Annotated in this window: 19 protein-coding genes; 10 read left to right on the top strand and 9 right to left on the bottom strand. The window is 42.6% G+C overall.

The window, feature by feature from the left end; translation table 11 throughout:
* Positions 1-140: 140 nt before the first annotated feature.
* The 3 genes from prfB to G613_RS0115565 all read right to left on the bottom strand — a co-directional run bounded on the left by prfB (position 141) and on the right by G613_RS0115565 (position 4,998).
* On the bottom strand, positions 141-1,283 hold the full coding sequence (gene prfB, locus G613_RS0115575; protein ID WP_029233504.1) for a peptide chain release factor 2: 1,143 nt from the start codon (positions 1,281-1,283) through the stop codon (positions 141-143).
* 247 nt (positions 1,284-1,530) lie between these two features.
* Entirely contained in the window at positions 1,531-4,095 is a 2,565-nt protein-coding gene (secA, locus tag G613_RS0115570; RefSeq protein WP_029233503.1) for a preprotein translocase subunit SecA, read from the bottom strand.
* Positions 4,096-4,224: 129 nt separating this feature from the next.
* Positions 4,225-4,998 (bottom strand): MBL fold metallo-hydrolase, encoded by a 774-nt coding sequence (locus G613_RS0115565; RefSeq protein WP_029233502.1) that lies wholly within the window; start codon positions 4,996-4,998, stop codon positions 4,225-4,227.
* A gap of 168 nt (positions 4,999-5,166) precedes the next feature.
* Here G613_RS0115565 and G613_RS0115560 point away from each other — a divergent pair, with 168 nt between their 5' ends.
* Genes G613_RS0115560 through G613_RS0115550 form a run of 3 tightly spaced genes read left to right on the top strand, consistent with a single transcriptional unit; the run spans position 5,167 to position 7,756 of the window.
* Positions 5,167-6,051, top strand: a complete 885-nt coding sequence (locus G613_RS0115560) for an LptM family lipoprotein (RefSeq protein WP_029233501.1) — start codon at positions 5,167-5,169, stop codon at positions 6,049-6,051.
* Between the two features lie 26 nt (positions 6,052-6,077).
* Positions 6,078-6,710: an FMN-binding protein gene (locus tag G613_RS18865; protein ID WP_029233500.1), complete on the top strand. Its 633-nt coding sequence runs from the start codon at positions 6,078-6,080 to the stop codon at positions 6,708-6,710.
* A complete protein-coding gene (locus tag G613_RS0115550; RefSeq protein WP_242826162.1) occupies positions 6,707-7,756 on the top strand; it encodes an FAD:protein FMN transferase in 1,050 nt (349 codons plus the stop codon). The genes G613_RS18865 and G613_RS0115550 overlap by 4 nt, the downstream gene beginning before the upstream one ends.
* A gap of 66 nt (positions 7,757-7,822) precedes the next feature.
* On the opposite strand, the gene G613_RS0115545 is transcribed toward G613_RS0115550, so the two are convergent.
* From G613_RS0115545 to G613_RS0115525, 4 genes are all read right to left on the bottom strand, one after another.
* Positions 7,823-8,812: a guanosine polyphosphate pyrophosphohydrolase gene (locus G613_RS0115545; RefSeq protein WP_029233498.1), complete on the bottom strand. Its 990-nt coding sequence runs from the start codon at positions 8,810-8,812 to the stop codon at positions 7,823-7,825.
* Positions 8,813-8,957: 145 nt separating this feature from the next.
* Positions 8,958-10,022, bottom strand: coding sequence for a butyrate kinase (buk, locus tag G613_RS0115535; protein ID WP_035774823.1), 1,065 nt, complete (start codon positions 10,020-10,022; stop codon positions 8,958-8,960).
* A 2-nt stretch (positions 10,023-10,024) separates the two neighbouring features.
* Complete coding sequence (gene ptb, locus G613_RS0115530; RefSeq protein WP_029233496.1) at positions 10,025-10,951, bottom strand: phosphate butyryltransferase; 927 nt, start codon at positions 10,949-10,951, stop codon at positions 10,025-10,027.
* 81 nt (positions 10,952-11,032) lie between these two features.
* Positions 11,033-11,851, bottom strand: coding sequence for a YhfC family intramembrane metalloprotease (locus G613_RS0115525; protein WP_029233495.1), 819 nt, complete (start codon positions 11,849-11,851; stop codon positions 11,033-11,035).
* Between the two features lie 200 nt (positions 11,852-12,051).
* Between G613_RS0115525 and G613_RS0115520 the strand changes: the two genes are divergently transcribed.
* From G613_RS0115520 to G613_RS0115490, 7 genes are read left to right on the top strand one after another with little or no spacing between them, the layout of a single operon-like run.
* Positions 12,052-14,022, top strand: a complete 1,971-nt coding sequence (locus tag G613_RS0115520; protein ID WP_196805072.1) for an alpha-glucosidase — start codon at positions 12,052-12,054, stop codon at positions 14,020-14,022.
* 31 nt (positions 14,023-14,053) lie between these two features.
* Positions 14,054-15,529: an MFS transporter gene (locus G613_RS0115515; RefSeq protein ID WP_029233493.1), complete on the top strand. Its 1,476-nt coding sequence runs from the start codon at positions 14,054-14,056 to the stop codon at positions 15,527-15,529.
* Between the two features lie 36 nt (positions 15,530-15,565).
* Positions 15,566-16,252 carry a transaldolase family protein gene (locus tag G613_RS0115510; protein ID WP_029233492.1) on the top strand — a complete coding sequence of 229 codons (687 nt, stop codon included), beginning with the start codon at positions 15,566-15,568 and terminating at the stop codon, positions 16,250-16,252.
* A gap of 53 nt (positions 16,253-16,305) precedes the next feature.
* The gene (locus tag G613_RS0115505) at positions 16,306-17,163 is read left to right on the top strand and encodes an NAD(P)-dependent oxidoreductase (RefSeq protein ID WP_029233491.1); all 858 of its coding nucleotides are present in this window, start codon (positions 16,306-16,308) and stop codon (positions 17,161-17,163) included.
* Between the two features lie 9 nt (positions 17,164-17,172).
* Complete coding sequence (locus G613_RS0115500) at positions 17,173-17,943, top strand: sulfite exporter TauE/SafE family protein (protein ID WP_029233490.1); 771 nt, start codon at positions 17,173-17,175, stop codon at positions 17,941-17,943.
* A 34-nt stretch (positions 17,944-17,977) separates the two neighbouring features.
* Positions 17,978-19,321, top strand: coding sequence for a fucose isomerase (locus G613_RS0115495; RefSeq protein WP_029233489.1), 1,344 nt, complete (start codon positions 17,978-17,980; stop codon positions 19,319-19,321).
* A 12-nt stretch (positions 19,322-19,333) separates the two neighbouring features.
* Entirely contained in the window at positions 19,334-20,443 is a 1,110-nt protein-coding gene (locus G613_RS0115490; RefSeq protein ID WP_029233488.1) for an ROK family transcriptional regulator, read from the top strand.
* A gap of 4 nt (positions 20,444-20,447) precedes the next feature.
* Here G613_RS0115490 and G613_RS0115485 read toward each other — a convergent pair whose 3' ends face one another.
* On the bottom strand, positions 20,448-23,408 hold the full coding sequence (locus tag G613_RS0115485; protein ID WP_029233487.1) for an EAL domain-containing protein: 2,961 nt from the start codon (positions 23,406-23,408) through the stop codon (positions 20,448-20,450).
* A 180-nt stretch (positions 23,409-23,588) separates the two neighbouring features.
* Positions 23,589-24,095 (bottom strand): acyl-CoA thioesterase, encoded by a 507-nt coding sequence (locus G613_RS0115480; protein WP_029233486.1) that lies wholly within the window; start codon positions 24,093-24,095, stop codon positions 23,589-23,591.
* Positions 24,096-24,109: the final 14 nt, after the last annotated feature.

Below are 24,109 nucleotides of genomic sequence, written 5' to 3'. Positions count from 1 at the left end.
GTTTCAGCTTTGTCTTAAGCACACAAAGTCACAAGTTTCAGCTTTGTCTTAAGCACACAAAGTCACAAGTTTCAGCTTTGTCTTAAGCACACAAAAAGGCTCTGTCACAATTATGTGACAGAGCCAAACAATTTCTCTTATTACTCCTCAGAAGTATCTCCAACTGGCTTGCCACCTGTAGCAAGCCACTTAAGGTATGCGTTGATAAATGGATCAAGCTCACCATCAAGAACGCCATCTGCATTAGATGACTTAAAGCCTGTACGTGTATCGTTAACCATTGTGTATGGCTGAAGTACGTAAGAACGGATCTGGCTGCCCCAAGCGTTGTCCATAACTTCTCCACGGATACCTGCAAGCTTAGCAGCCTGCTCTTCCTGCTTCATGATGAAGAGCTTAGCCTTCAGCATCTGCATAGCCTTATCCTTGTTCTGGAACTGTGAACGCTCATTCTGGCAGGCAACTACAACACCTGTAGGAATATGAGTAATACGAACAGCTGATGATGTCTTGTTGATGTGCTGTCCGCCGGCACCTGATGAACGGTATGTATCGATTCTAAGGTCATCAGGATTGATCTCGATATCAACATCTTCCTCAATATCAGGCATTACGTCACATGATACGAAGGATGTCTGTCTCTTAGCCTGAGCATTGAAAGGACTGATACGAACAAGTCTGTGAACACCATGCTCTGACTTAAGAAGTCCATAAGCATTTGTTCCTGAAATCTGGAATGTAACTGACTTAATTCCTGCCTCATCACCATCAAGGAGATCAAGAACTTCTGTAGTAAAGCCCTTTCTCTCAGCCCATCTGGTGTACATTCTGTAAAGCATTGATGCCCAGTCACAAGCCTCTGTACCACCTGCACCAGCATTAAGTCTAAGAATTACATCGTATTTATCATATGGCTGATTAAGAAGATTGCTGATACGAATGTTCTCAAGATTATCTTCGAACTCATCAAGCTCTGATCTGATCTCAGCAGCCATATCGTCATCATCTACACCCTCTGCATTCTGCATATCGATGAGATCGATAATATCTGTATACTGATTGTTAAGCTTCTCAATATCTGCCACAAGATCCTGCATGTTCTTGAGATCCTTGGTCTTCTTGTTGGCCTTTTCTGCGTTATCCCAGAATCCAGGCTCTTCCATCTCACGAGAAAGCTCTTCAATTATCTTCTTCTTGGTTCCAAGGTCAAGAGATGCTGTAACCTCATCGAGGGTACCCTTCAAATTCTGAATCTCAACCTTCATCTGATCTAAAACTACCATATTAACTCCATTCTCTAAAACGTCTACCATGAACTGACACATTGTACATTACGTAAGGAAATAATGCAAGCATATCAAAATCCATATTTTTGCGAGACATTTGCACAAGGACGATGATTCACTGATTGAAAAATCTGATAACTGTCGAATGTTCTGAATAACATGAAACGAGACAGTTATCAGATTTTGAAATCTAGTGAATCACGACGCGGAAACGCGAGCAAAAATATGGATTGATATGCGTCTATTAAACCTTACCGTGACAGTTCTTGTACTTCTTACCTGATCCGCATGGGCATGGATCGTTTGGATAGACCTTAGCTTCAACTCTCTTAACAGGAGCCTTAGCAACTGAGTCATCCTTATTTGTTCCGGTAACCTTAGCAACCTGCTCACGCTCTACTCTCTCTTCGATGTGAACGTGGAAGAGGAGACGAACTGTATCCTCTCTGATAGCCTTGGTCATGTCATCGAACATCTCATAACCGGCAAGCTTGTACTCAATCTTTGGATCTCTCTGTCCATAAGCCTGAAGTCCGATACCCTGGCGAAGCTGATCCATATCGTCGATGTGATCCATCCACTTTCTATCAATAACCTTAAGAAGGATTACACGCTCAATCTCACGGATTGTCTCTGGTTCAGGGAACTCAGCCTCTTTGGCTTCATAAAGCTTAACTGCTTCTTCCTTGAGCTGCTGAGCAAGACCACTCTTTGTAAGGTTATCAATACGTCCTCTGTTGATCTTCTTAAGAGGAATAGTAGGAAGAAGAAGTTCGTTAAGTTCCTGAAGATTCCAGTTATCAGGATCTGACTCCTCACCTACAACTGTCTGAACATCAGCTTCTACAATATCTGTAATCATCTTGTAGATAGAATCGCGAAGTGATTCTCCATCAAGAACCTTCTTACGCTCTGCATAGATGATTTCTCTCTGCTCGTTGTTAACCTGGTCATACTCAAGAAGGTTCTTACGAATGCCATAGTTGTTAGACTCGATCTTCTTCTGAGCTGACTCAATAGCCTTTGAAAGAGATGAATGCTCAATCTCCTGTCCATCCGGAATCTTGAGAGCGTTGAACATAGAGATAAGTCTCTCAGAACCGAATAATCTCATAAGGTTATCTTCAAGTGAAAGGTAGAACTTGGATTCACCCGGATCTCCCTGACGGCCTGCACGTCCACGGAGCTGGTTATCAATACGTCTACTCTCATGTCTCTCAGTACCAATAATCTTAAGACCGCCGGCTGCTCTTGCATCCTCGTCAAGCTTAATATCGGTACCACGACCAGCCATGTTAGTTGCGATTGTAACAGCACCCTTTCTACCAGCTTCTGCTACAATCTCAGCTTCCATCTCATGGAACTTAGCATTCAGAACCTGATGCTGAATACCACGCTTCTTGAGGAGCTTACTTATTTCCTCAGAAGACTCAATAGTGATAGTACCAACGAGAACAGGCTGTCCTTTTTCATGTGAAGCTACAACCGCATCACAGATAGCATTGAGCTTCTCTTTCTTGGTCTTATATACAGCGTCCTGATGATCAATTCTGATTACAGGCTCGTTTGTAGGAATCTCGATAACATCAAGTCCGTAGATATCACGGAACTCTCTTTCCTCTGTAAGAGCTGTACCTGTCATACCGCACTTCTTCTCGAACTTGTTGAAGAAGTTCTGGAATGTGATAGTAGCAAGAGTCTTGGACTCTCTCTTAACCTTAACGTGCTCCTTAGCCTCGATAGCCTGATGGAGACCGTCTGAATAACGACGTCCAGGCATTACACGACCTGTGAACTCATCAACGATAAGTACTTCATCATCCTTAACGATATAATCGTGATCCTTCTGCATAAGGTTGTTAGCACGAAGAGCAAGGATAATGTTGTGCTGAATCTCAAGGTTCTCAGGATCAGCAAGGTTCTCTATACGGAAGAATCTCTCAACCTTTGCAACACCCTGTGCTGTAAGGTTTACGATCTTGTCTTTTTCGTTAACAATGAAGTCACCGGTCTCTTCTCTCTCGATACCCATAATGGCATCCATCTTGGTAAGGTCTTCCATATCCTCACCACGAGTCATCTGCTTGGCAAGAATGTCGCAAGCCTCATAAAGCTTGGTTGACTTGTCACTCTGACCTGAAATGATAAGAGGTGTTCTTGCTTCATCAATAAGGATTGAGTCAATCTCATCGATGATAGCATAGTTAAGGCCACGAAGAACGCACTGTTCCTTGTAAATAGCCATGTTATCACGAAGATAATCGAAACCAAGTTCATTGTTGGTTACATATGTAATATCACAGTTATAAGCAGCCCTTCTCTCTTCAGAAGTCATGCTGTTAAGAACAACACCAACGGTAAGTCCAAGGAACTCATGAATCTTACCCATCCACTCAGCATCACGCTTAGCAAGGTAATCGTTAACTGTAACGACATGAACACCTTTTCCGGCAAGAGCATCAAGATATGAAGGAAGTGTAGCCACAAGGGTCTTACCTTCACCGGTTCTCATCTCAGCAATACGGCCCTGGTGAAGAATAACACCACCAATAAGCTGTACTCTGAAGTGCTCCATTCCAAGAACTCTCTTACCAGCCTCACGAACTACTGCGTAAGCCTCCGGCATGATATCATCAAGTGTCTGGCCATCAGCAAGTCTCTTCTTGAACTCTTCGGTCTTAGCCTTGAGTTCCTCATCTGAAAGAGCATGCATCTGAGGTTGCATTGCCTCGATGGCATCTACAGTACTACGAATTCTCTTAAGTTCTCTTTCGCTATGTGTTCCAATAATCTTATCAATAATACTCATTTCTATACTCCTGAAAAAAGGGCAGACTAACCCAATATTTTAGCAAAAGTCCGTTGTACATTGTAACAGATTTGCCCCGTATTTTCAACCATGATAAATGCCTGCCGAAAACCGACAGGCACTGCGTATTTAAGGGTTATAACAAATCACACTGTCAAGCTGACTATATTTCTTTCCTTCTTCAAGTTTAAACGGATGTTGTTTTCCAACACCGCCAAACCACTGATATGGAGGATCGTTTTCTGTCTTGCCTTCGCAGATTTCCACAGCTCCCTGTCTCATGCAGCGAAGAAGGGAAATATCATCGAAGTCTCTGGCATGTCCGTGAAGAATGAAATCAGCCTCTTTTTCCAGAAACATAATCTTATCGAGATTTTCCACAAGCTCACTCATGGATGCGCAGTCCGGAATCTGCATCCAGAGATGATGATTAATAGAATCTCCTGTAAAAAGAATTCTATCTTCCTTAAGAAGCAGTAGAATCCCCCCGGGAGTGTGTCCTGGAATGTCATATGCTTCAAGAGTCTTACCACCGAGATCAATTATATCTCCGCCTTTTATAGGCTTAAAGGGCGGAAAAGACAAACCATTCTCGGTACAGAATTCCATAATCTCCGGATCCTTCATAAAATTCTCTGCCATGAAATTATCAGCAGGATTCATATATGCTTCATCAAAATAAACGTTCCCCAAAATATGATCCGGATGACCATGAGTATTAACCACCATAACAGGCTTATCAGTAATCTTTCTTACTGCCTTAAAGAGGTCATTGTATCCGTTCATAGTATCGATAACTAAGGCTTTCTCATCCCCAATCACAAGATAGCCTGTTGCCTCATGGGCCTCATCCATAAGATAAAGATAGGGTCTAAGCTGTTTAATATATAGTTCTTTTTCCATAGAAACCTCCTACTATCCTAATTCCCCACAAGTACCATTATACAGCATTTATGATAATTCTTCTCATTTATACTCATTGACACGCCAAAATCCGCGATGTTATCATCCTTTATTGTTAGCATTGTCTAACATGGGAACATATTAAACACGCACCCGGAGGAGAACCTAATGAAAAAGAGAATTGTTACACTTGCACTTGCAATTTCAGCCCTTTCGCTGGCTGGCTGTGGAAGTCAGGCACCCGAAGCATCCGCAGATGTCGAAAATGCTGAAAGCGCCGCGTCACAAGATAGCACCGATGATAAGTCCGCAGAAAGCACAACTATTCTGGCTGACGAATCCACACCACTTGCTTCCAGTCTTGACCCAAATTCAGAATACGTCTTTGGAACAGCAACGCTTTCATATACAGATTTCTATTCAGGAGATGTGTCAAGCACAGATTCCTACGACGTAGTATCTTCCGCAACATCCAAGAAATATGAATTATTTACCAACATGGCAACAGATTATGTTGATGAAACCACAAATGCTGATGGATACCACATCACAGGTGTTAAAAATGTAAATGTTGCAGTTCCCGCAGATCAGGCAGACACTTACGCAAGCCTCAACGACTCTTTTGTTAAGCTTGATTCAGAGCCTGCACAATATAAGATTGTTTCTGTAAATGATGGTACAGCCAGCTACTCGGCAACAGTATTTAACGTAGCAGACACTGTTACTGATGCTACTGCCGAACTTCTTACAGGCAGCAACCGGGGTGACTACCAGATCAATATCCTCGAGAACTCCACTTCATACATCAGAAGTTCCAGAGAAGATGAAACCTCTGTTATTAACAGCGATATTCAGGGCGTGATCGTAGAGACAAAAGATGGCCTGAAAGTAGGTATGGAGCACCTTCAGAGCATCTGGGTAATGCCTTATGAGATATCTTTTAATATAAGCGCAGACAATTCCCATAACACACGAGTAAGCTTTGATAACCTTGCTGAATTATCCAAGCTCGAGGAAAAAGAGATTGTTTCCGTAACCTTCATTTATTCGTAACTTCTTTTATATTCATCAGAAAAAAGATGAATGCAAAAACCTGGAAAAAGCTTCAGCGCATGGCTTACGCCTTCTATGGTCTTACTTATGCCCATATTGTGGCATTTGAAATGCCCAAGGCTTTATCAGGAAACGTCCACTATTTAGTAAATGTTACAGCTTATTCCATGGTCTTTTTAAGTTACCTCCTCTGCCGATTATTCAGAGCCATTTATAAAACCAGAAAAGATATTATGGCAAGAATGCAGCTATTTGCCACATCTCTAATTCTTATTGCCACCACTACTTCTAGTATTCTTTTCTATCAATCGCCTTCCGTTGCCGGAGCAGTCCGGGCTAAAGAGCCAAGTATTTCGGTTGAAAATAGCTCTTTGGAAGGCTATGCTTATATAGATGGCATCTATTTCGGAGAAGGTGAAGGAAACAACGGAAAAATCAAGGTTCAGGTTACTATTACAGGCAGCCAGATCACCGATATTCAGATTGTTAGTTTCCCGGATGATCCTGAATATTTTGATAAAGAAAAAGACGGCAATCTCATGATCAGTCAGATGCTTGATAATCAAAGCTGTGATGTAGATACCGTTTCCGGCGCCACTTACTCTTCCGAGGGTCTTATTGACGCCGTTAAAAATGCACTTTTGGAGGCAATTTCTTGAATTTTTTTAGATTCAATCAAAGAGTAAAGCTATTTGTCGTTGCGACATCTTCATTAGTACTTTTATGCAGCTGTGCACAAAGCCCGGCAGCTAAAACCATGCACACCACCACTCTCTTTGCAATGGACACAGTGATGGAACTCCAAATTGCCGGCGATGAAGCTCTTTTAACCGATGCCGAGGGCATGATAAGAAATCTGGAAAAAGAGCTATCGGTAACGGATGAAAACAGCGAAATAGCGGTAATAAATAAAAACGACTCAGCTCCTGTTTCAGAAGAAACCTTTGGCCTCATATCAGAAGCTCTTTCCATGTGCAAAAGAACTGACGGAGCGCTGGACATTACTATTTACCCGGTTCTAAAGGCCTGGGGCTTTACAACTTCCGAATATAGAGTTCCAGCTGATGCTGAACTGGAAAAACTTCTCCAAAACGTCAATTATAAAAATGTCTCTCTTGATGAAAGCTCTCATACCTGCTCCATTCCAAACGAAACCATGATTGACCTGGGAAGTGTTGCAAAGGGCTATACCAGCAGGAAACTAACGGATTATTTCACAGAAAAAGGTGTAACAAGCGGTCTTATTAATCTTGGCGGAAATGTTCAGTGCATTGGCACCAAGCCAAACGGCCAGCCCTGGAAAGTAGCTATTAAGAGCCCTTTCCCTGATAGTTCAAGTGGCATTTACGGTGTTCTTGATGCCAGCGACGAGGCCGTTATAACCTCCGGGGGATATGAAAGATATTTTGAAGAAAACGGCGAAATTTACTGGCACATCCTTGATCCGAAGACCGGAAAGCCAGCCAAAAAAGATCTCCTCTCTGTGACAATTGTCGGAAAGGATGGCCTTGTATGTGATGCTCTTTCAACATCTCTTTTTGTAAAAGGTCTTGATGGAGCAATTGAAGAATACAAAAAATCCAGTGACTTTGACACTATACTCATAACCACTGATGGCGATGTTTATATTACTGAAGGCATCAGCAACCGCTTCTCTCTTGCCTCAGAATATTACAATGCGCAGATTCATGTAGTATCACGATGAAGAATCTGCTATTTTCTGAACTTCCTGATTTCGAAGCACATCCTGTTAAAGGAACTTATTCTGTATTTAATCTATAATGTCGTTTTGGAACCTTGATAGATGCTCGTATGGCAGGATTAATCTTCCTCGATACAGTCCGCATCCGTCATTTACAAGCTGGTTGTTCACAGCTCCAAACATATTCACATCCACTTTGGACAGATCAAGTCCCTGCAGTAGCATACCCCTATCATAGGCTTCATCGAAATATCTACATTCACCCGATGGAATAGAATCCCTGCGGCTTCGCTCTTTATCCTGTCTCTTTTCGTAGCCCAAATGATGGGCCGGACCTATCTCGGCATAATCATCCATCTGCTTGGTTCGCATTTGCACCTCAAGATATGACCTGGACTGATTGTCATAGAAAGTGATATGAAGGGATTTATATCCATAGGGACTTGGATTCTTGATATAGTCCCTGTAATACGGTCTAAGCGGTTCTGATATCATGTCAGAAGTCTCTTTTCCGGGTATTCCATAAATCTTTGCCGTAAAGCCTTTCTCTTCCAAAAATCCCGGAAGGGCATTGGCAATCTCGTAGAGGTATTTAAGCTCTATCTCCTCGCGGTTTTCTCCTGCCTTCAGATGACAGGCCGGCATGGAAATAACAATACGATAAGCAATCAGGTCTCTTATGGGGCTCATCTCCTGCTTCAGCTCAGTAACACTTGGAAAAGAAAGGTTCTTTCCATAGTAATCATAGACATGCTCTACGATATTTCCATTGAACTTCTCCTCTGCCCTTATCAGGGACTTGATCCTTCCCTTAAAGGTAAAGGCCAGGAACGGATATTCATTGGACATATACTTGTAAAACTCCCTCAGTCGCTGTGACTGCGAAGTAAGGAAATCATTATGCTCAAGAAGCTCCATGATCTGCAAAAGAAAATTACAGTGGATTATGTCCACTCCATTCTGGGTCTTCCTGGAATCTTCCTTGAGGTCATTGTGATATCTCTGCAAAATCTTCAATACAGTATCGCCCGAGTATAGATAATCATTCAGTGTAATCATTCCCCATCTCTCCCTTCTTACAAGCCTTATCAAAAAGAAAAAGGCAAAGACCGCAATCATCTCTGAAAGCGTCTTTGCCTCTATTCAACATAATATCACATATATCTATCCAGCTGAATACTGATTAAGCATCTACTATTTGTAATTAGTACTGCTGAGCCTTCTCTTCGCCGTTCATTACGCGGATAGCACCCTGAGCAAGAGCAAGAAGTTCATCCTCTCCGGGATATACAGTAACAGGGCAGATCCAGTCAACGCGCTCTTTGATAGCGTCTGTGATAACCTGGCCATATGCAATACCACCTGTAAGGATGATCTGGTCAACCTTCCCCTTAAGAACTGTAGCGCAAGCACCGATGTTCTTGCAGATCTGGTAAACAAATGCATCACGAACAAGGATTGCCTTCTCGTTACCCTCTTCGCACATCTTGTTAACTTCTCTCATATCGTTGGTTCCAAGGTAAGCATTAAGTCCGCCGTAGCCAACAATCTTCTTCTTCATCTCGTCATAAGTGTACTTGCCTGAGAAGCACATGTCTACAAGAGCCTTAGCAGGAATGCCGTTTGCTCTCTCAGGAGAGAATGCACCGTCACCGTTAAGGGCTGCATATACGTCAACCATCTTACCGTTCTTGTGAACACCTGTAGATGTACCACCACCCATGTGAACAACGATTACGCTGATCTCGTCATATCTTTTGCCGATTTCCTTAGCGTATCTTCTTGCAACTGCCTTCTGGTTAAGAGGATGGTCAATTGATACTCTCTCAATCTCAGGAACACCTGAAATACGAGCAACAGGCTCCATCTCGTCAACTACAACAGGGTCAACGATGTATGAAGGAACGCCGATCTCATCACCGATCTCTCTTGCAAGAATACCACCAAGGTTAGATGCGTGCTGTCCCTGAACGCCCTTTCTAAGATCCTCAAGCAGGGCATCTGTACACTCATATGTACCACCAGGAATAGGACGAAGAAGTCCGCCTCTTCCAACAATTACATTAAAAGATTTAATGTCGATATTTTCCTTCTTGAGGAAATCAAGAATGATGTTCTTACGGAAATCCTTCTGATCAATAATTGAAGCATAGGATTCGATTTCCTCTGTGCTGTGACGAAGTGTTTCCTCTTTAACAAGTGTCTCGTCCTCAAAAATACCAACCTTTGTAGATGTAGAACCTGGATTGATGATCAAACTCTTAATCATAATTAAAGGATTCCTTTCTTCTTGTCTTCTGCAACAACTGCTGCAAGAGCGATTGAATTAACCTTAACCTCAACAGAATCTGATCTTGATGTGAGGATAACAGGAGCCTTTGTTCCTGTAAGGATGTTACCATTCTTAACTGTGGCAAGTCTTACAATAGTCTTGTAGGTAAGGTTTCCGGCATGGATATCAGGGAAAAGAAGGATATCAGCATCGCCGACGATCTTACGATCAAGAGCACCAGCCTTATGCTTGGCAGCCTCAGGATCGATAGCAAGGTCCATAGAAAGAGGTCCGTCAACGATACAGTTCTTGATCTCACCCTCTTCATTCATTCTTGTGAGCTCTGCTGCCTCAACAGTAACAGGCATCTTAGGGTTAACAACTTCAACAGCTGCAAGAGGAGCAACCTTAGGGCACTCAACGCCGCAAGCTCTTGCAACTTCTACTGTATATTCAATGATAACTTTCTTATCTTCAAGTGTTGGATATGGCATGAAAGCAACGTCTGTAAGGAAAAGGAGACGATCAATACCGGGAATTTCAAATACGCAAACATGAGAAAGTGGACGGCCTGTACGAAGTCCTACCTCTTTATCAAGTACGCTCTTAAGGAAGTCTTTAGACTCAAGGGCACCCTTCATGTAAATGTCAGCCTTGCCGTCGTGAACAAGAGAAACTGCTGTACGTGCAGCCTCGATTGTATCTTTAACATCAATGATCTCAAACTGAGAAAGGTCCATTCCTACCTCTTTAGCCTTCTCCTCAATCTGATCCTTGTCACCAACCAGGATAGAATCAACGATTCCTCTCTCCTTGGCAACCTTAACTGCCTCAAGTACGTGTGTATCCTGAGCTACAGCTACTGACATCTTCTTGGTATCAGCGCTCTTGAGTTTCTCAAGAATACCATCAAAGTTCTTACTCATATTAAAAAACCTCCATTTATGATATTCACTATTAGTATCGCATGCGCAGAAAATGCGCCTTGCTCGCCATATGATAAAATTTTAACACTCTGCTTTATTTATTTCAACATCTTTCTCTCCAATGTAAAGACTTCTTGTCACAGCAATAACAACAGCCACAAATGCAAGAAGCATCAGCTCAACCAGCACCACATTTGAAAAGACATTTGCCAAAAGCACAATTCCAGCGTCCATTGCAAAGTGAAGTAGAACAGCGATCAGGTAAAAACTAATATTCTTGCCTTTAACTGCTCTGTAAACCAGGAAGGATGCACAGATGTGGAAAGCAATGGCAAGAACTCTTTCAAGTCCGGCCATATAAAATGAATAAGCCGGGGTTGTCCAAAGAGGCTCAAGCTGGGCAATAGCCGTACTCTTCGTAGCCTCATCCATTTCAGCAAAAGCAATATCCATTGCGCCTGTATTTATGATAATCGACGTCACAATGTTTCCTATGTAGGTAGCTCCCAGAATTATTATGGATTCAATTCCGCCGTGTCCAATTCCAAACATCAGAGAGTTTTCTTTTCTCAAATTGTTCTTCATCAGAAACTTCATGACAACATATCTTCCGGTCTCTTCGAAAAGAGCTGCTGCAAGGCCACCATAGATTGCATAGAAAAAGATATGTTTCTTTATATTGGAAGCATCAATTCCTGCCAAATAAAGCACTATCCTGTGACATATGCTTTCAAGCACCAGGGCAAACAGCACGAAAGTTGCCATACCAAGTACAAGACATTTAAGGTCCGCATTAGATTTTTTTCTCCAGTAGATTGCAAGTACTATTGGCAGGGCTATAGATACTATTGCTGATACTACCATCCCCACTATTGATGCTGCCGGTACAGTTGCTGTCATACACATTTCCTCCGTTTCCAATACCCGTCTAAAAGTTCTCACTTTCTAGTATAATACGAATATTAGTTTCCACAACTAAAATCGTTGCAAAGCCTAGTATTAATGCTATAATTGCATTTAGTTAAAGCTTTTAATTAATTGCCATTTTTCATTCTTTGGGGGAAGGATGAATTCGGGTTATAAATGGCATCAGGGAAGGAGTGAGGGCAATAACTATAGAACAGTTACAGCAAATCGAGCTTGCTGTAGGTATTGGGGAAAACAATTTCAAAATGAGTCGCGGAAGCTTCGACTACAAGCAGAAAATCCACGAGAAGAGAAGGCTCGTAAGGATTTCTACCGAGAAGCTTTCAGATAAATCTTTCATTCTCAAATTTCAGGATCCCAAATCAAAAGAACTTCATACAGTTTCGGTAAACAAAAATGAATCCGGACGCATCTGCGTCAGAGTAGAAAGCGATTCCAGATACAACCGCTTTTGGCTGAGTTTCCCGGCAAATCCATCGGAGCATATCTACGGATGCGGAGAAACCTATTCAGAGTTTGACTTGAAGGGACAGAAAGTCAGGATTTTCGTTGCAGAGCACCAGAACGCTCGCAGGATCAGCAAGAAAATTGTCAAAGAAAAGTTTCTGGGCAAGCACCCGGACAAAACACTTTCATTTGGCAAGTACGAATCCTACTACGCTCAGCCAACTTATGTTTCCAGTGACAGGTTCTATCTCCACGCGGACATAAACGCCTACTCGGAATTTGATTTCAGGAATCTGGAAAAGACAATTCTCTACACTCAGGAGCCGCCTGTATTCTACATTGAAGCAGCGGAGAGTTTCCCGGAGTTGTCCTTTAAACTATCTAATCTTCTTGGTCGTCAGAGCACTCTTCCATCCTGGATTTACGATGGAGCAATTCTTGCAATTCAGGAAGGAACAGAAAAGATTGACGAAAAGATTGCAAAAGCCGAGAAAGCAGGCGTTAAGATCTGCGGTGTATGGTCTCAGGACTGGTGCGGCTGCAGACGTACAGGCTTTGGCTATCAGGTAATGTGGAACTGGGAATGGGACAAGGAACTTTACCACAACCTTGATCAGAAGATTATCGAATGGAAGGAGAAAGGAATCCGCTTCCTTGGCTATATTAATCCATTTATAGCCTTGGAAAAAGGCCTGTATAAAATTGCCAGCGAAAAGGGGTACTGCGTCAAAGATAAGGAAGGCAAAGATTATCTTGTGACCATAACAACATTCCCTGCTGCCATGGTGGATTTTACAAACCCGGAAGCCTATGAGTGGTACAAAACACTCATAAAAGAAAACATGATAGGCCTTGGCATGGGCGGATGGATGGCAGACTTTGGAGAATATCTTCCTGTGGACTGTGTTCTTCACAGCGGAGAGAATCCTGAATTTATCCACAACAGATGGCCTGCTATTTGGGCTAAGCTCAACAAGGAAGCCATTGCAGAATGTGGTAAAGAAAACGAGATTTTCTTTTTCACAAGAGCGGGACACACAGGAACAATAGCAAGTTCAGCTATGATGTGGACCGGAGACCAGCATGTTGACTGGTCTGTTGACGACGGACTTCCATCAGTTATTCCGGCTACGCTCTCACTGGCTATGAGCGGATACGGCATTGCGCATTCAGATGTAGGGGGCTACACAACAATAATGCACATGCGCCGTTCCAAGGAACTTCTGATGCGTTGGGAGGAGATGAATGTCTTTTCACCTCTCTTTAGAAGTCACGAAGGTAACCAGCCTGTCAATGATGTACAGTTTGACGACGACGAGGAATTACTGGCCCAGCTGTCTCTAACTTCAAGAATGCATGTTAATCTAGGGGATTACATTAAGGCATGTGTTCAGGAGAATGCAGATAAGGCCCTTCCTGTTATGAGACCTCTTTTTTACCACTACGATGAAGAGAAGGCATACGTAGAAAAAACCGAATATCTACTGGGGAGTGATATTTTGGTTGCACCGGTTATTAAAGAGGGAGCTCTGTCGAGAAAGGTGTATTTGCCTGAAGATTCCTGGGTACATCTATTCTCGGGAAAAGAATATACGGGAGGCATCTACGATATTGAAGCACCTATCGGAAAGCCACCGGTATTTATCCGCAAAGCATCAGTAAGCTACGAAAAGCTAATGAAAATAGCGAAGGTATAAACAAAACAAAAAACTATGGGGTATACAAATTATGACTAACTCAGGAAAGCACGGAACTTTATCCAAGATAAGCTACGGTTTTGCTGACATCTACGGAGGAGGAGCCTTCGTTGTAATCAGCACTTTTTACACAGTATTTTTAACCAAGTCACTGGGAATGCACACTGCTCTTGCAGGTACCATTCCTCTTATCGGTAAGATCTGGGATGCCATTACGGATCCCCTCATGGGAAATATCGCAGACCGCACCAAGTCTCGTTTTGGTGCAAAGCGCTTTTGGATGCTGGTAGGAAGTATTATCTCTGCCATTACTTTCATTGTCATGTGGATTCCCTTCATGGCAGGGGGCTCTCAGATTGGCCAGTACATCTTTTACATTTTGATGTACATGCTCTTTTCCACCGGCTTTACCATCGTTATGGTGCCTTACAACGGACTACTTCCGGACATGGTTGAGGACTACACATCCCGCGCCAAGTTCTCAAGTATTCGAATGATTTTCTCAGCCCTTGGTGCCATAATCGCAGGACTTGTTCCTACCATTATGATCAAGGACAACACCAATAAATGGCAGTATCTGAACGTAGCCATCATCTTTGCGGTTATTTTCTTTAATGCCATCGTTCTTACTTTCCTTGGAACCTGGGAAAGACAAAAAGAGGTTCAGAAGGTCACTATGAAAGAGACCTTCACTCAGTCCTTTACTGTATTTAAGAGTCACTCCTTCAGACTGTTCATCGGAATCTTCATCTTTGGACAGGCTGCAGCCGACTTTATTACAGGCCTTGCCGTTTACTACATTGATGATGTTCTTCATGCTTATGGCGGAGGCAACTTCACCAAGCTCATGGGCGTAATACTGATTTCTCAGTTCCTTGGCATGATCCTGTTTGCACCTATCATGGCAGCAACCAGCAAAAAGTTCCCGATTCTCCTTGGAACTCCTATCAGAATCGTAGCAACCTTTGCAATGCTGTTCTTCTCACATGAGGGAGCTCCATTTGTAATTATCCTGGCTCTTTCATTTGTTATTGGTCTTGCAATGGCAGGAACTTCAACCAGTATCTACGCTATACTTTCTGACCTTACCGAAGTTGATGAGCTTATAACTTCCATCAACCGTCCCGGTATCTGCTCAGGAATGGCAACCTTTACCAGAAAGATCGCTGCCGGCCTTTCTTCAGCAATGATCGGTATTCTGCTTGCCATGGTGGGCTATGATGAGAAGCTTGCAAGCTCAGGACAGATGCAGTCTATGGCTACCCAGAAGGGAATAGCTAATGTTTACGTATTTGCTCAGATAATTCTCCTTGTAATCACTCTTTGCTTTACAGTTCTTTTCCCTGTCACCAAGAAGGAATACGACATCATAAGAAAAGAGATTTCAAGAAGAAAAGGTGAAGATACAAGTACAGCAAGTGCCGAAGAAATCGCAGTTTGCGAGAAGGTTACAGGATATAAATACGATCAGCTTTGGAATAAAGATAACGCATACAAGATCAAATAAATTTATCAAAAATATTTTTTATCGGAGGATATAACAATGAAATACTTTTTAGACAGCGCCAAAATGGATGAGATCAAGGAGGCTTACAGCACCTTTGGAATAGATGGTGTAACCACTAACCCAAGACACATTCAGGCTTCCGGCAAGCCATTCCTTACAGCAATCCAGGACATTGCTGACTGGATCAAGGAAGAAGGCCTTGAGGGAATTGATAAGTTCCCTGTTTCTGTTGAAATCAATCCACATATTGAAGATGCAGAGACTATGATTTCAGAGGCAAAAAAGATTTCTGCCATCTGCAAGAACTTTGCAATCAAGATTCCTGCTACAGAAGCAGGTGTTGCTGCAGCAAGAGCCCTTGAAAAGGAAGGAATCCGCACAAACGTTACTCTTGTGTTCTCTCCTGCTCAGGCAATTCTCCCTGCCAAGAACGGATCTTTATTTGTTTCTCCTTTCATTGGATGGAAGGAAGCTAACGGCGAGGACTGCAGACAGTACATCAAGGATATTGTAGACATCTACAAGAACTATGGTTTCTATGGTAAGACACAGATCATCTGCGCCGCTGTCAGAACACCTAAGCAGTTCGTTGACTGCGCAGTTGCAGGAGCAGATATCGTAACAGCAGGACTTGCTGTATATAAGGATTCCATGAAACATGCTTACACACGTCAGGGTATTGAAACCTTCCAGGATGCATGGGATCACACCGCTGGAAACTAACGTCCCCAACTGTGTTTTCGGGGTGACTATTATAACGAAAGAAGGATAAGAAAATGAAAATTGGTTTTGTAGGACTCGGCATCATGGGTGAGTCCATGTGCGAGAATATTATTAAAAAACACGATGATAAAGTATACGTTTTTGACTTTGTAAAGGAAAAGGTTGATAAGCTGGCTGCACTTGGTGCTGTAGCTTGCACAAGTTCAAAAGAAGTTGCAGAAAACGTAGACATGTTTATTACCATGGTACCAAAGTCAGAACACTCCCGCTCCATATACGAGGAGATTCTTCCTGTACTCCATGCCGGAATGACCTGCATTGATATGAGTACCATTGACCCCAGTGTTTCTGTAGAGATTTCCGAAAAGGTAAAGGCTACAGGAGCTGAGTTTGCAGATGCTCCTGTTGTTAAGAGTAAGCCTGCTGCCATTGCAGGAAAGCTTGGAATCTACGTAGGAGGATCAGAAGAAGTTTACGAAAAGATCCGTCCTATCCTGCTCTACATGGGCGAAAACGTAATCCGCATGGGTGATAACGGCAAAGGTCTTGTTATGAAGATCTGCCACAATGCTCTTGTTTCCCAGATTCAGAACGGCGTTAACGAGACCATGACTCTGGCGAAGAAAAACGGCATTGATATTCCTGCCTATGCCACAGCTATATCCTATGGCGGTGCCGGAAACTGGTATCTTGATTCCAAGAAAGAAGTCCTGGAAAAAGAGGATTTCACTACTGCTTTCTCTATCGAGAATGAGCACAAGGATGTTCACATCTGCTTAAATCTTGCAAAAGAATGCGGCTTTAATATGCCCGGCGAAGAGAATGCGGCAAGAGTATATGACAAAGCCCTTGAAATGGGTCTTGGAAAAGAGGACTTCTCTGCCACAATCAAGGTTGTTCGCGGAGAATAATAAAACCAAATGCGAGAAATTTTCTTTTACATCGTTATACTTCTTTCCAACATAATCCAGGGAATCACAGGATTTGCAGGAACCATTCTGGCCATGCCCTTTTCAATTAAGCTGGTGGGAATGGACACCGCAGTTCCTGTGCTGAACTTCCTGGGATTACTGTCAGGAATATATGTATGCGCAGGTAACTACAAAAAAATAAACTGGGTTGTCCTAAAACGAGTTGTTGTAATAATGGGTATTTCACTCTTCTGTGGAATCCATATTAAAAGCTCATTGTCCGGAAATCCCAAGCTTTTGTACATGATCCTTGGTTGCATCGTTCTTTTCGTGGCAATCAAAGGAATGATTGTAAGTTTTATAGAGAAAGCAAATAAGCAAAGCGATAATCCTTCCAATGAGCAAAGAAGCAAACACAGCCCACTACAAAACGCTCTGCTTACTCTCTTACTGATAGCAGCCGGCATAGTACACGGCATGTTTGTCTGCGGAGGGCCACTTCTTATCAGCTATATGACCAGAAAGCTTCCTGAGAAAGCTTCTTTTAGAGCCACCATTTCCACAGTGTGGATATTCTTAAATGGTTTTCTTCTGGTAACCCATATTTTTCAGGGCTTATGGACACCGGGAGTAATAAAAAGCGGAGCCATCTCCATCCCATTTCTCCTAGGTGGTATGTTCATCGGTGGAAAGCTTTATTCCAAGATGAGCCAGGAGTTTTTTGTAACACTCACATACATACTACTTCTGATAGCCGGAATTTCTTTATTCCTAAAATAATAGCAAATATTTATGTATATTAAGGAGCACCATAATGAAACAGTTTCAAGTAGCCTATATTCCTGTAGGCGTGCCAACCTTCCACCTGGAGAGTGCACAAAAAGAATTCGATAAATCAGTAGCTCTTTTAAAGGAGCTTGCAGAAAATGTGGCAGTTCCACAGGAAATGCTTCTATCCATCGATAAGTTAAACGCATTTCTTGACACCATAGAGCCTGATCTTATCGTACTTCAGAACATAACCTTCGCAAACGCAGCCTATGCAAGCGAGGTATTGCATAGATTCAAGGATGTTCCCATTCTTCTCTGGACGCTGCGAGAGCCTGTTATAGATGGAGGACGCCTTCGTCTTAACTCTCTCACGGGAGCTTACTCAGCAGCCAACACTATCAAGGCTTTCAGAAAAGAACCTTTTGAGTACATCTTTGGAGGGCCTACGGAAGATAAGGTAAAAGAAAAAGTTGGAGCCACCATAAGAGCAGCCAAGCTTAAATTCAAAATGAGAAACCTTAAGCTGTCTGCTATAGGTCACACACCACAGGGCTTTGGATTCGGAAGAGCCCTTGATCTGGAAATGCTGGAAAAATTCGGTGTCCGACTTGAATCCATAGAGACCAGAGAGCTTATCGATAAGGCTAAAGCCTTTACCGAGGAAGAATGTGCCGATTATCTTAAAGACGCCTCACAGCGAATAAAAGGCCTTGATAAGACTCCGGAGCAAAACCGTAATGACTTTGCCCGCCTGTACAAAGCCTACGAAGAATACGTTAAGGATAATAACATCGGAGCTATCGCCTCCCGCTGTTGGCCTGACTTTTTCACAGCCTTTGGCACCCCGGTGTGCGCAGTTCTTGCCATGCTCAACGATCTTGGAGTTGCTGCCAGCTGCGAAGCAGATACCTACGGAGCCCTTTCCATGTACCTTGGAATGCAGCTGACAGGAAGTGCAACCTTCTTTGGAGATCCTGTTTCAATGGATGAAAAAGAAAATACTATTTCCTTCTGGCATTGTGGTACTGCTGCCTGCTCACTGGCCCGTACAGACACCGGAGCCTGCGCCGGAGAACACTGCAACAGGCACATTGGTCCTACTCTTGAATTTGGCTGTAAGCCCTGTGAAAGAGCAACAATCTTCAGAATTGGCAGAGACAGCGAAGGAAACTTCAGATTCTTTATTGCATCAGGTGAAATCCTGGATAAACCACAGCAGTTCCTTGGAACTTCTCTTGTTGTTAAAACCGACGGCAGCGCAGAAGAAATCATCTATAAAACTGTTGAAGAGGGCTGGGAGCCCCACTATGTTGTAATTTATGGTGACGTTGCAAATGAGCTTGAGATCCTTGCTCATATGCTGGGAATGAAAACCCTTAAACTATAATAGGTAAAAGATATGCGAAAAGAAGGAATAAACCTGGAACAGGTAAAAAAAGAAAATAAATCCCTTATAATCAAATGCATAAGCAGTAATGGCCCTATGTCCCGCAAAGATATTGCCAGCAAGACAAGTCTTACTGCTGCTTCTGTGACACAGATAACCACTTCACTTATAGAAGATGGAATCCTCAAAGAGCTTGGTGCCTGCCCTGAAAGTACAGGAGCAAAAGGCAGAAAAAAGGTTCTCCTTGACATCAACTATGAAAAAGGCTTCGTCTGCGCCATCAGTATAGAAGTGGAGAAAACCACTATAGCCATCTGTAACCTTAGGGGAGACATTGTCCAAAGCATCAAAAAAGAGCCCTGTATAAAAGAATTCAAAACTCAAAAGAAATTAAAACCACAGCTCTTTTTGCATGATATCTGCCAGGAAACCTTAGGTCTTTTCCAAAGTCTTTCAGATGAATACAGAAATAAGCTGGGATGCATTAGTGTTAGTATCCCGGGACTTGTAGACAAAGAAAGCGGCATATCTACTCACGCCTATGGCATATGGGACAGCCCAGTTCCTATTAAGGAAATGTTGTCAGGAGAACTTCCCCTGGGAGTTCCGATTATAGTAGAAAACAATGTGGATGCCTTTGCCACTGCGGAAATTCTATTCGGAGCGGGAAGGACCTATGACAGCCTTCTTGTTATCAAATGGGGACCGGGTGTCGGAAGCACCATAGTTGTTGATTCCAAGGTTTATCAGGGAAGGCACGGCAAAACTGCCGAACTTGGCCATTTTATCATTGATAAGGACGGCCCGCTTTGCAGCTGCGGAAGAAGAGGATGTTTGGAAACATATCTGTCTTCCGGTGCCTTTGGATCTCTTTTACCTGTTGATGATTCCCTTGACATTTTTGCAAGGAGCATAGTAAATGCATGCACCATCATCGCTCCAAACAGGATTGTCCTGTATGGAGGTCTTTTCAAGGATGCTGACATCCGAGAAAAGCTGATAAGTGCATGCACATCATATGACCCTTCTTATAACAGTAACAGGCTTATATATACTACTCTTTCGGATAAAGAATCCTACATAGGTCCGGTGTCAGTATATTCAGCCTCTGCATTATTTTAAAAACTTATTTTAAGAACTTATTTTCAAATTCAGCTGCAGATAAAGGCGGTGAGAAATAATATCCCTGGATAAACTCACAACCACGTTCCTTGAGAAACTGCAGCTGGGTTTGAGTTTCTACTCCTTCTGCCACCACCAAAAGCTTAAGGCTCTTGGCAATATCCAGAATCAGTTCTACCATTCGGCTATCCTTATCATCACTGTTGTTTACACCAATATCTTTAATAAAGCTTCTATCAAGCTTAAGAACATCTATAGGCATATGGGACAGCATATTAAGTGATGAATAACCGGTGCCGAAATCATCCATTTCAATATGATAGCCCTTTTCTCTGAAAACTTTAATAACGCCAATAACTACATCTTCGTTTTCTGTGTAGGCAGACTCTGTAACCTCCAGATGAAGGTCAGCTCGATCTATTCCGCATTCTTCTACCAGATTATCAATAGTATCGACAATCTCCGGATCAAAGATATCTATTCTTGATAAGTTCACCGAAACCGGTAAAGTTATACCAAGCCTCTTTTTCCAGTCTGCTATCTGCTTTGCTGTCTCTAGCCAAACGTATTTATCCAGAGCACCAATATGTCCACTCTTTTCATATACTGAGATAAAAGATCCCGGTGGAATCATGCCAAGCTCCGGATGTTCCCATCTGACAAGAGCCTCTGCGCTATACAGCTTGGGAGGATCAGCCTGAATATCAAACTTGGGCTGGAAATATACTAAAAATTCATGATTATCAATAGCACGTTTTAGGTCAATGATGAGCCTGTTTTCCAGGATTTCTCTTTCTCTCATCTCCTCGCTAAAGACCATGACTCTGTTATGATAGCCACCACGGATCATACTGCAGGCAGTTCTTGCCCTGTCAAACAACTGAACCGGTTCAATATCCTTCTGCCACGGCATAACTCCCATTCTAAGCCTGATATTAACATTTGTTGCACACTTATCCAGCCTATCCTGGAAACGCTGATATATGCTCTGATAATCACCGGTGGTCGAAGCATATACATCAAATCTGTCTGCCTGAGACCTGCAGGCAATTCCATTATTTTCTTTTACATACTTGGATATTTCATCTCCAAGAGCCTTGAGTACTGTATCTCCGAAGTTCCAGCCATATAGAGCATTGATTACATGAAACTGTTCAATGTTCATTACCATGGCATCAAATCTCTTATCCGGATTTCCATCAAACTTTTCCTTGGCATACTCAAAGAAGAAATTTCTTGTGTACAGCTTGGTAAGCGAATCTCGCTCTGTTGCAGCAATAAGTTTCTGGCGATCGCTGGCTGCCTTATCCGATCTCATTTTCAAAAGAAGAAGAAATAGGATCAGCGATGCCACAACGGCCACCATAGCTATAACAGATGGAAGGTTATCATTCAGATAGTCCGCAAAGGATACCTTCTCAGCCTGGTTTGCATACTTGGAAAGCATGGCATCTATCGAAGCCTCCGGTATGCGGTTTACTGCATTGTTCATGATGGCAAGCAGGGTTCCGTTTTTTCTTTTTACACCAAAAGAGAATCCCATTTCCTCTCCTGTAGACAGAAGAGAAAGATTATACTGTCTCCTGAGGGCATCGGTCTTGTTGATTCTGTTTCCGTTAACCATTGCGCAATCCGCATTACCTCTGGCAACGGCTGCATAGACTTCATCCAATGTCGGGTACCAGACTATCATCCAGTCAGGGAAATAATCCTTTACGAAATTATCAAAATTGATATTTCCGGCAAGAAGTGCCACAGTGTTGACTTTCTTTTCAAAAATATCTTTTCCCCGAGTCTTAACCACAGCATAGATCTCGGTATCCATAATGGAATCAGTGGTAAAAAGATCTGCCTTTTCACTATCGTATGGGCCCATACTAACCGGGAATACTACATCAATCTCTCCCCTATCCAGCGCTTCAAGAGATTCTTCTGTAGTCTTATAGGGAATTGCTTCAAAATTTATTTCAGTATTTCGCATGCTGACAGAAGCCCTGTCAAGGAAGTCTCCAAGAGCTCCTGTTAATCCATCGTCACCACTCTCGCAGAAAGGCATATAGTTGTCTCTATAGCCCACCCTTATGGTTCCATGCTTCTCAAGCCAATTCAGTTCTTCTTCCGTCAGGTAAGAAGTCGAATTAACAGACCAGATATATTTCTGATAAACTCTCTGGTTATAGAACGGATCCTCGTTCTGAATCTTAGTCATGGCGTGATTAATTTCTTTTAACAAGTCGCTGCGCTCTTTATTCACACCAAAATAGAAATCGGAGGAGCCAATCTTACATACAGGAGAACATATCTCACTACTTCCATAGGTATCCAGAGTGACATAAATATCCACGTCCCCGTGATTAAGCCAGCCAATGCAAATATCCGGAGAACTTACAACATTTTCGATGATCTCAATTTCTATATTGTTTTGAGCTGCCCACTGACGGACAAGATTTTCCTGAATACTGCCTCTATCCACAAGAACTTTTTTGCCTTGGAAAGTAGACAGATCATCCAGTGTCATTTCTTCATTGCCAGCTTTAACAAACATATAATAAGACTCAGTTCCCATAGGCAGTGAAGAAAACCAAATGAAATCCTGCCTCTCCGGCATATAGGAAACATCGCTTAAAATATCTATCTCGCCATTTAAGAGCATTTCAAGTAGCTGTGGCCAGGTTCCCGTCACGTACTCATAGGCCCATCCGGTGTAGGTCGCTATCTTTTGCTGGTATTCATAGGCCATTCCGGTTCTTCTTCCGAATCTGTCTGTGTAGCAATAGGGAGATTCATACCAGCCAACCCTGACAACCTTACCCTCATTTTCCTTGGCAAAAGAGCTGACACCAGGCAGAGAACAAAGGCTAACTACGGCCACAAACAAAAGGGCAGCGCAAAGCAGAAGAGCCGCTACTCTTCTACATCTTGTGAAGGTTATTCTTTTGACGGAATATATTGTTGTATCCTTCATTTTTTCACGCCATCTGCCAATAATTGTGCACAATATTACGTCTAAATTATAACATGCAATGGCGCACAACTTTATTAAGTAAAACTTAAATCTATGTAAAAAAGAAACAACAAAAAAAGACCTAATTTACTGATAATTTCAATAAATTAGGTCCTCATTATCTAAAGCTTACAAGTTTGATCAGAAGCCTTCCATTCTGCGCTGTTTACGAAGTTCTCTTCTCTTGATAGCACCCTCCCACTCAGCCTTCTCATTCTCAGTGCGAACATTAAGTCCATAAGGAACTGTACATGCTGTGCCATCGTTATCGATACAAACCTCGGTCAGATATGCTCTGTTAAGAACGTGCCTCATTCCGGTCCTCACATCCTCAACATAGGTATCTACTCTGATTTCCATGGAAGTCTTTCCAACATATGTAATTTTGCCGATCATAACAAGAACATCCCCCAGAACTGCTCCCTGTTTGAACTGCATATTGTCAATTGCTGCTGTAGCAATAGGATTTCCGGAATGTCTGATGGCAACAGTACCGGCAACCTCATCTATCCATTCCATCAGCCTTCCGCCAAAAAGTCTGTTCTCAGCGTTGATGTCATCATACTTGACAACCTTGGTCCACTCTGTGATGGAGTCCTCAACATTCTTGTTGGCGATCTGCTTATCTACATGAAATACCTTACCCATGCCTATACCTCCAT

Origin of the sequence: Butyrivibrio sp. VCB2006 (assembly GCF_000420945.1) — a bacterium.
Taxonomy (GTDB): Bacteria; Bacillota; Clostridia; order Lachnospirales; family Lachnospiraceae; genus Butyrivibrio.
The sequence above is the reverse complement of the archived record's forward strand: the minus strand, read 5'-3'. Positions and strand labels throughout refer to the sequence as shown.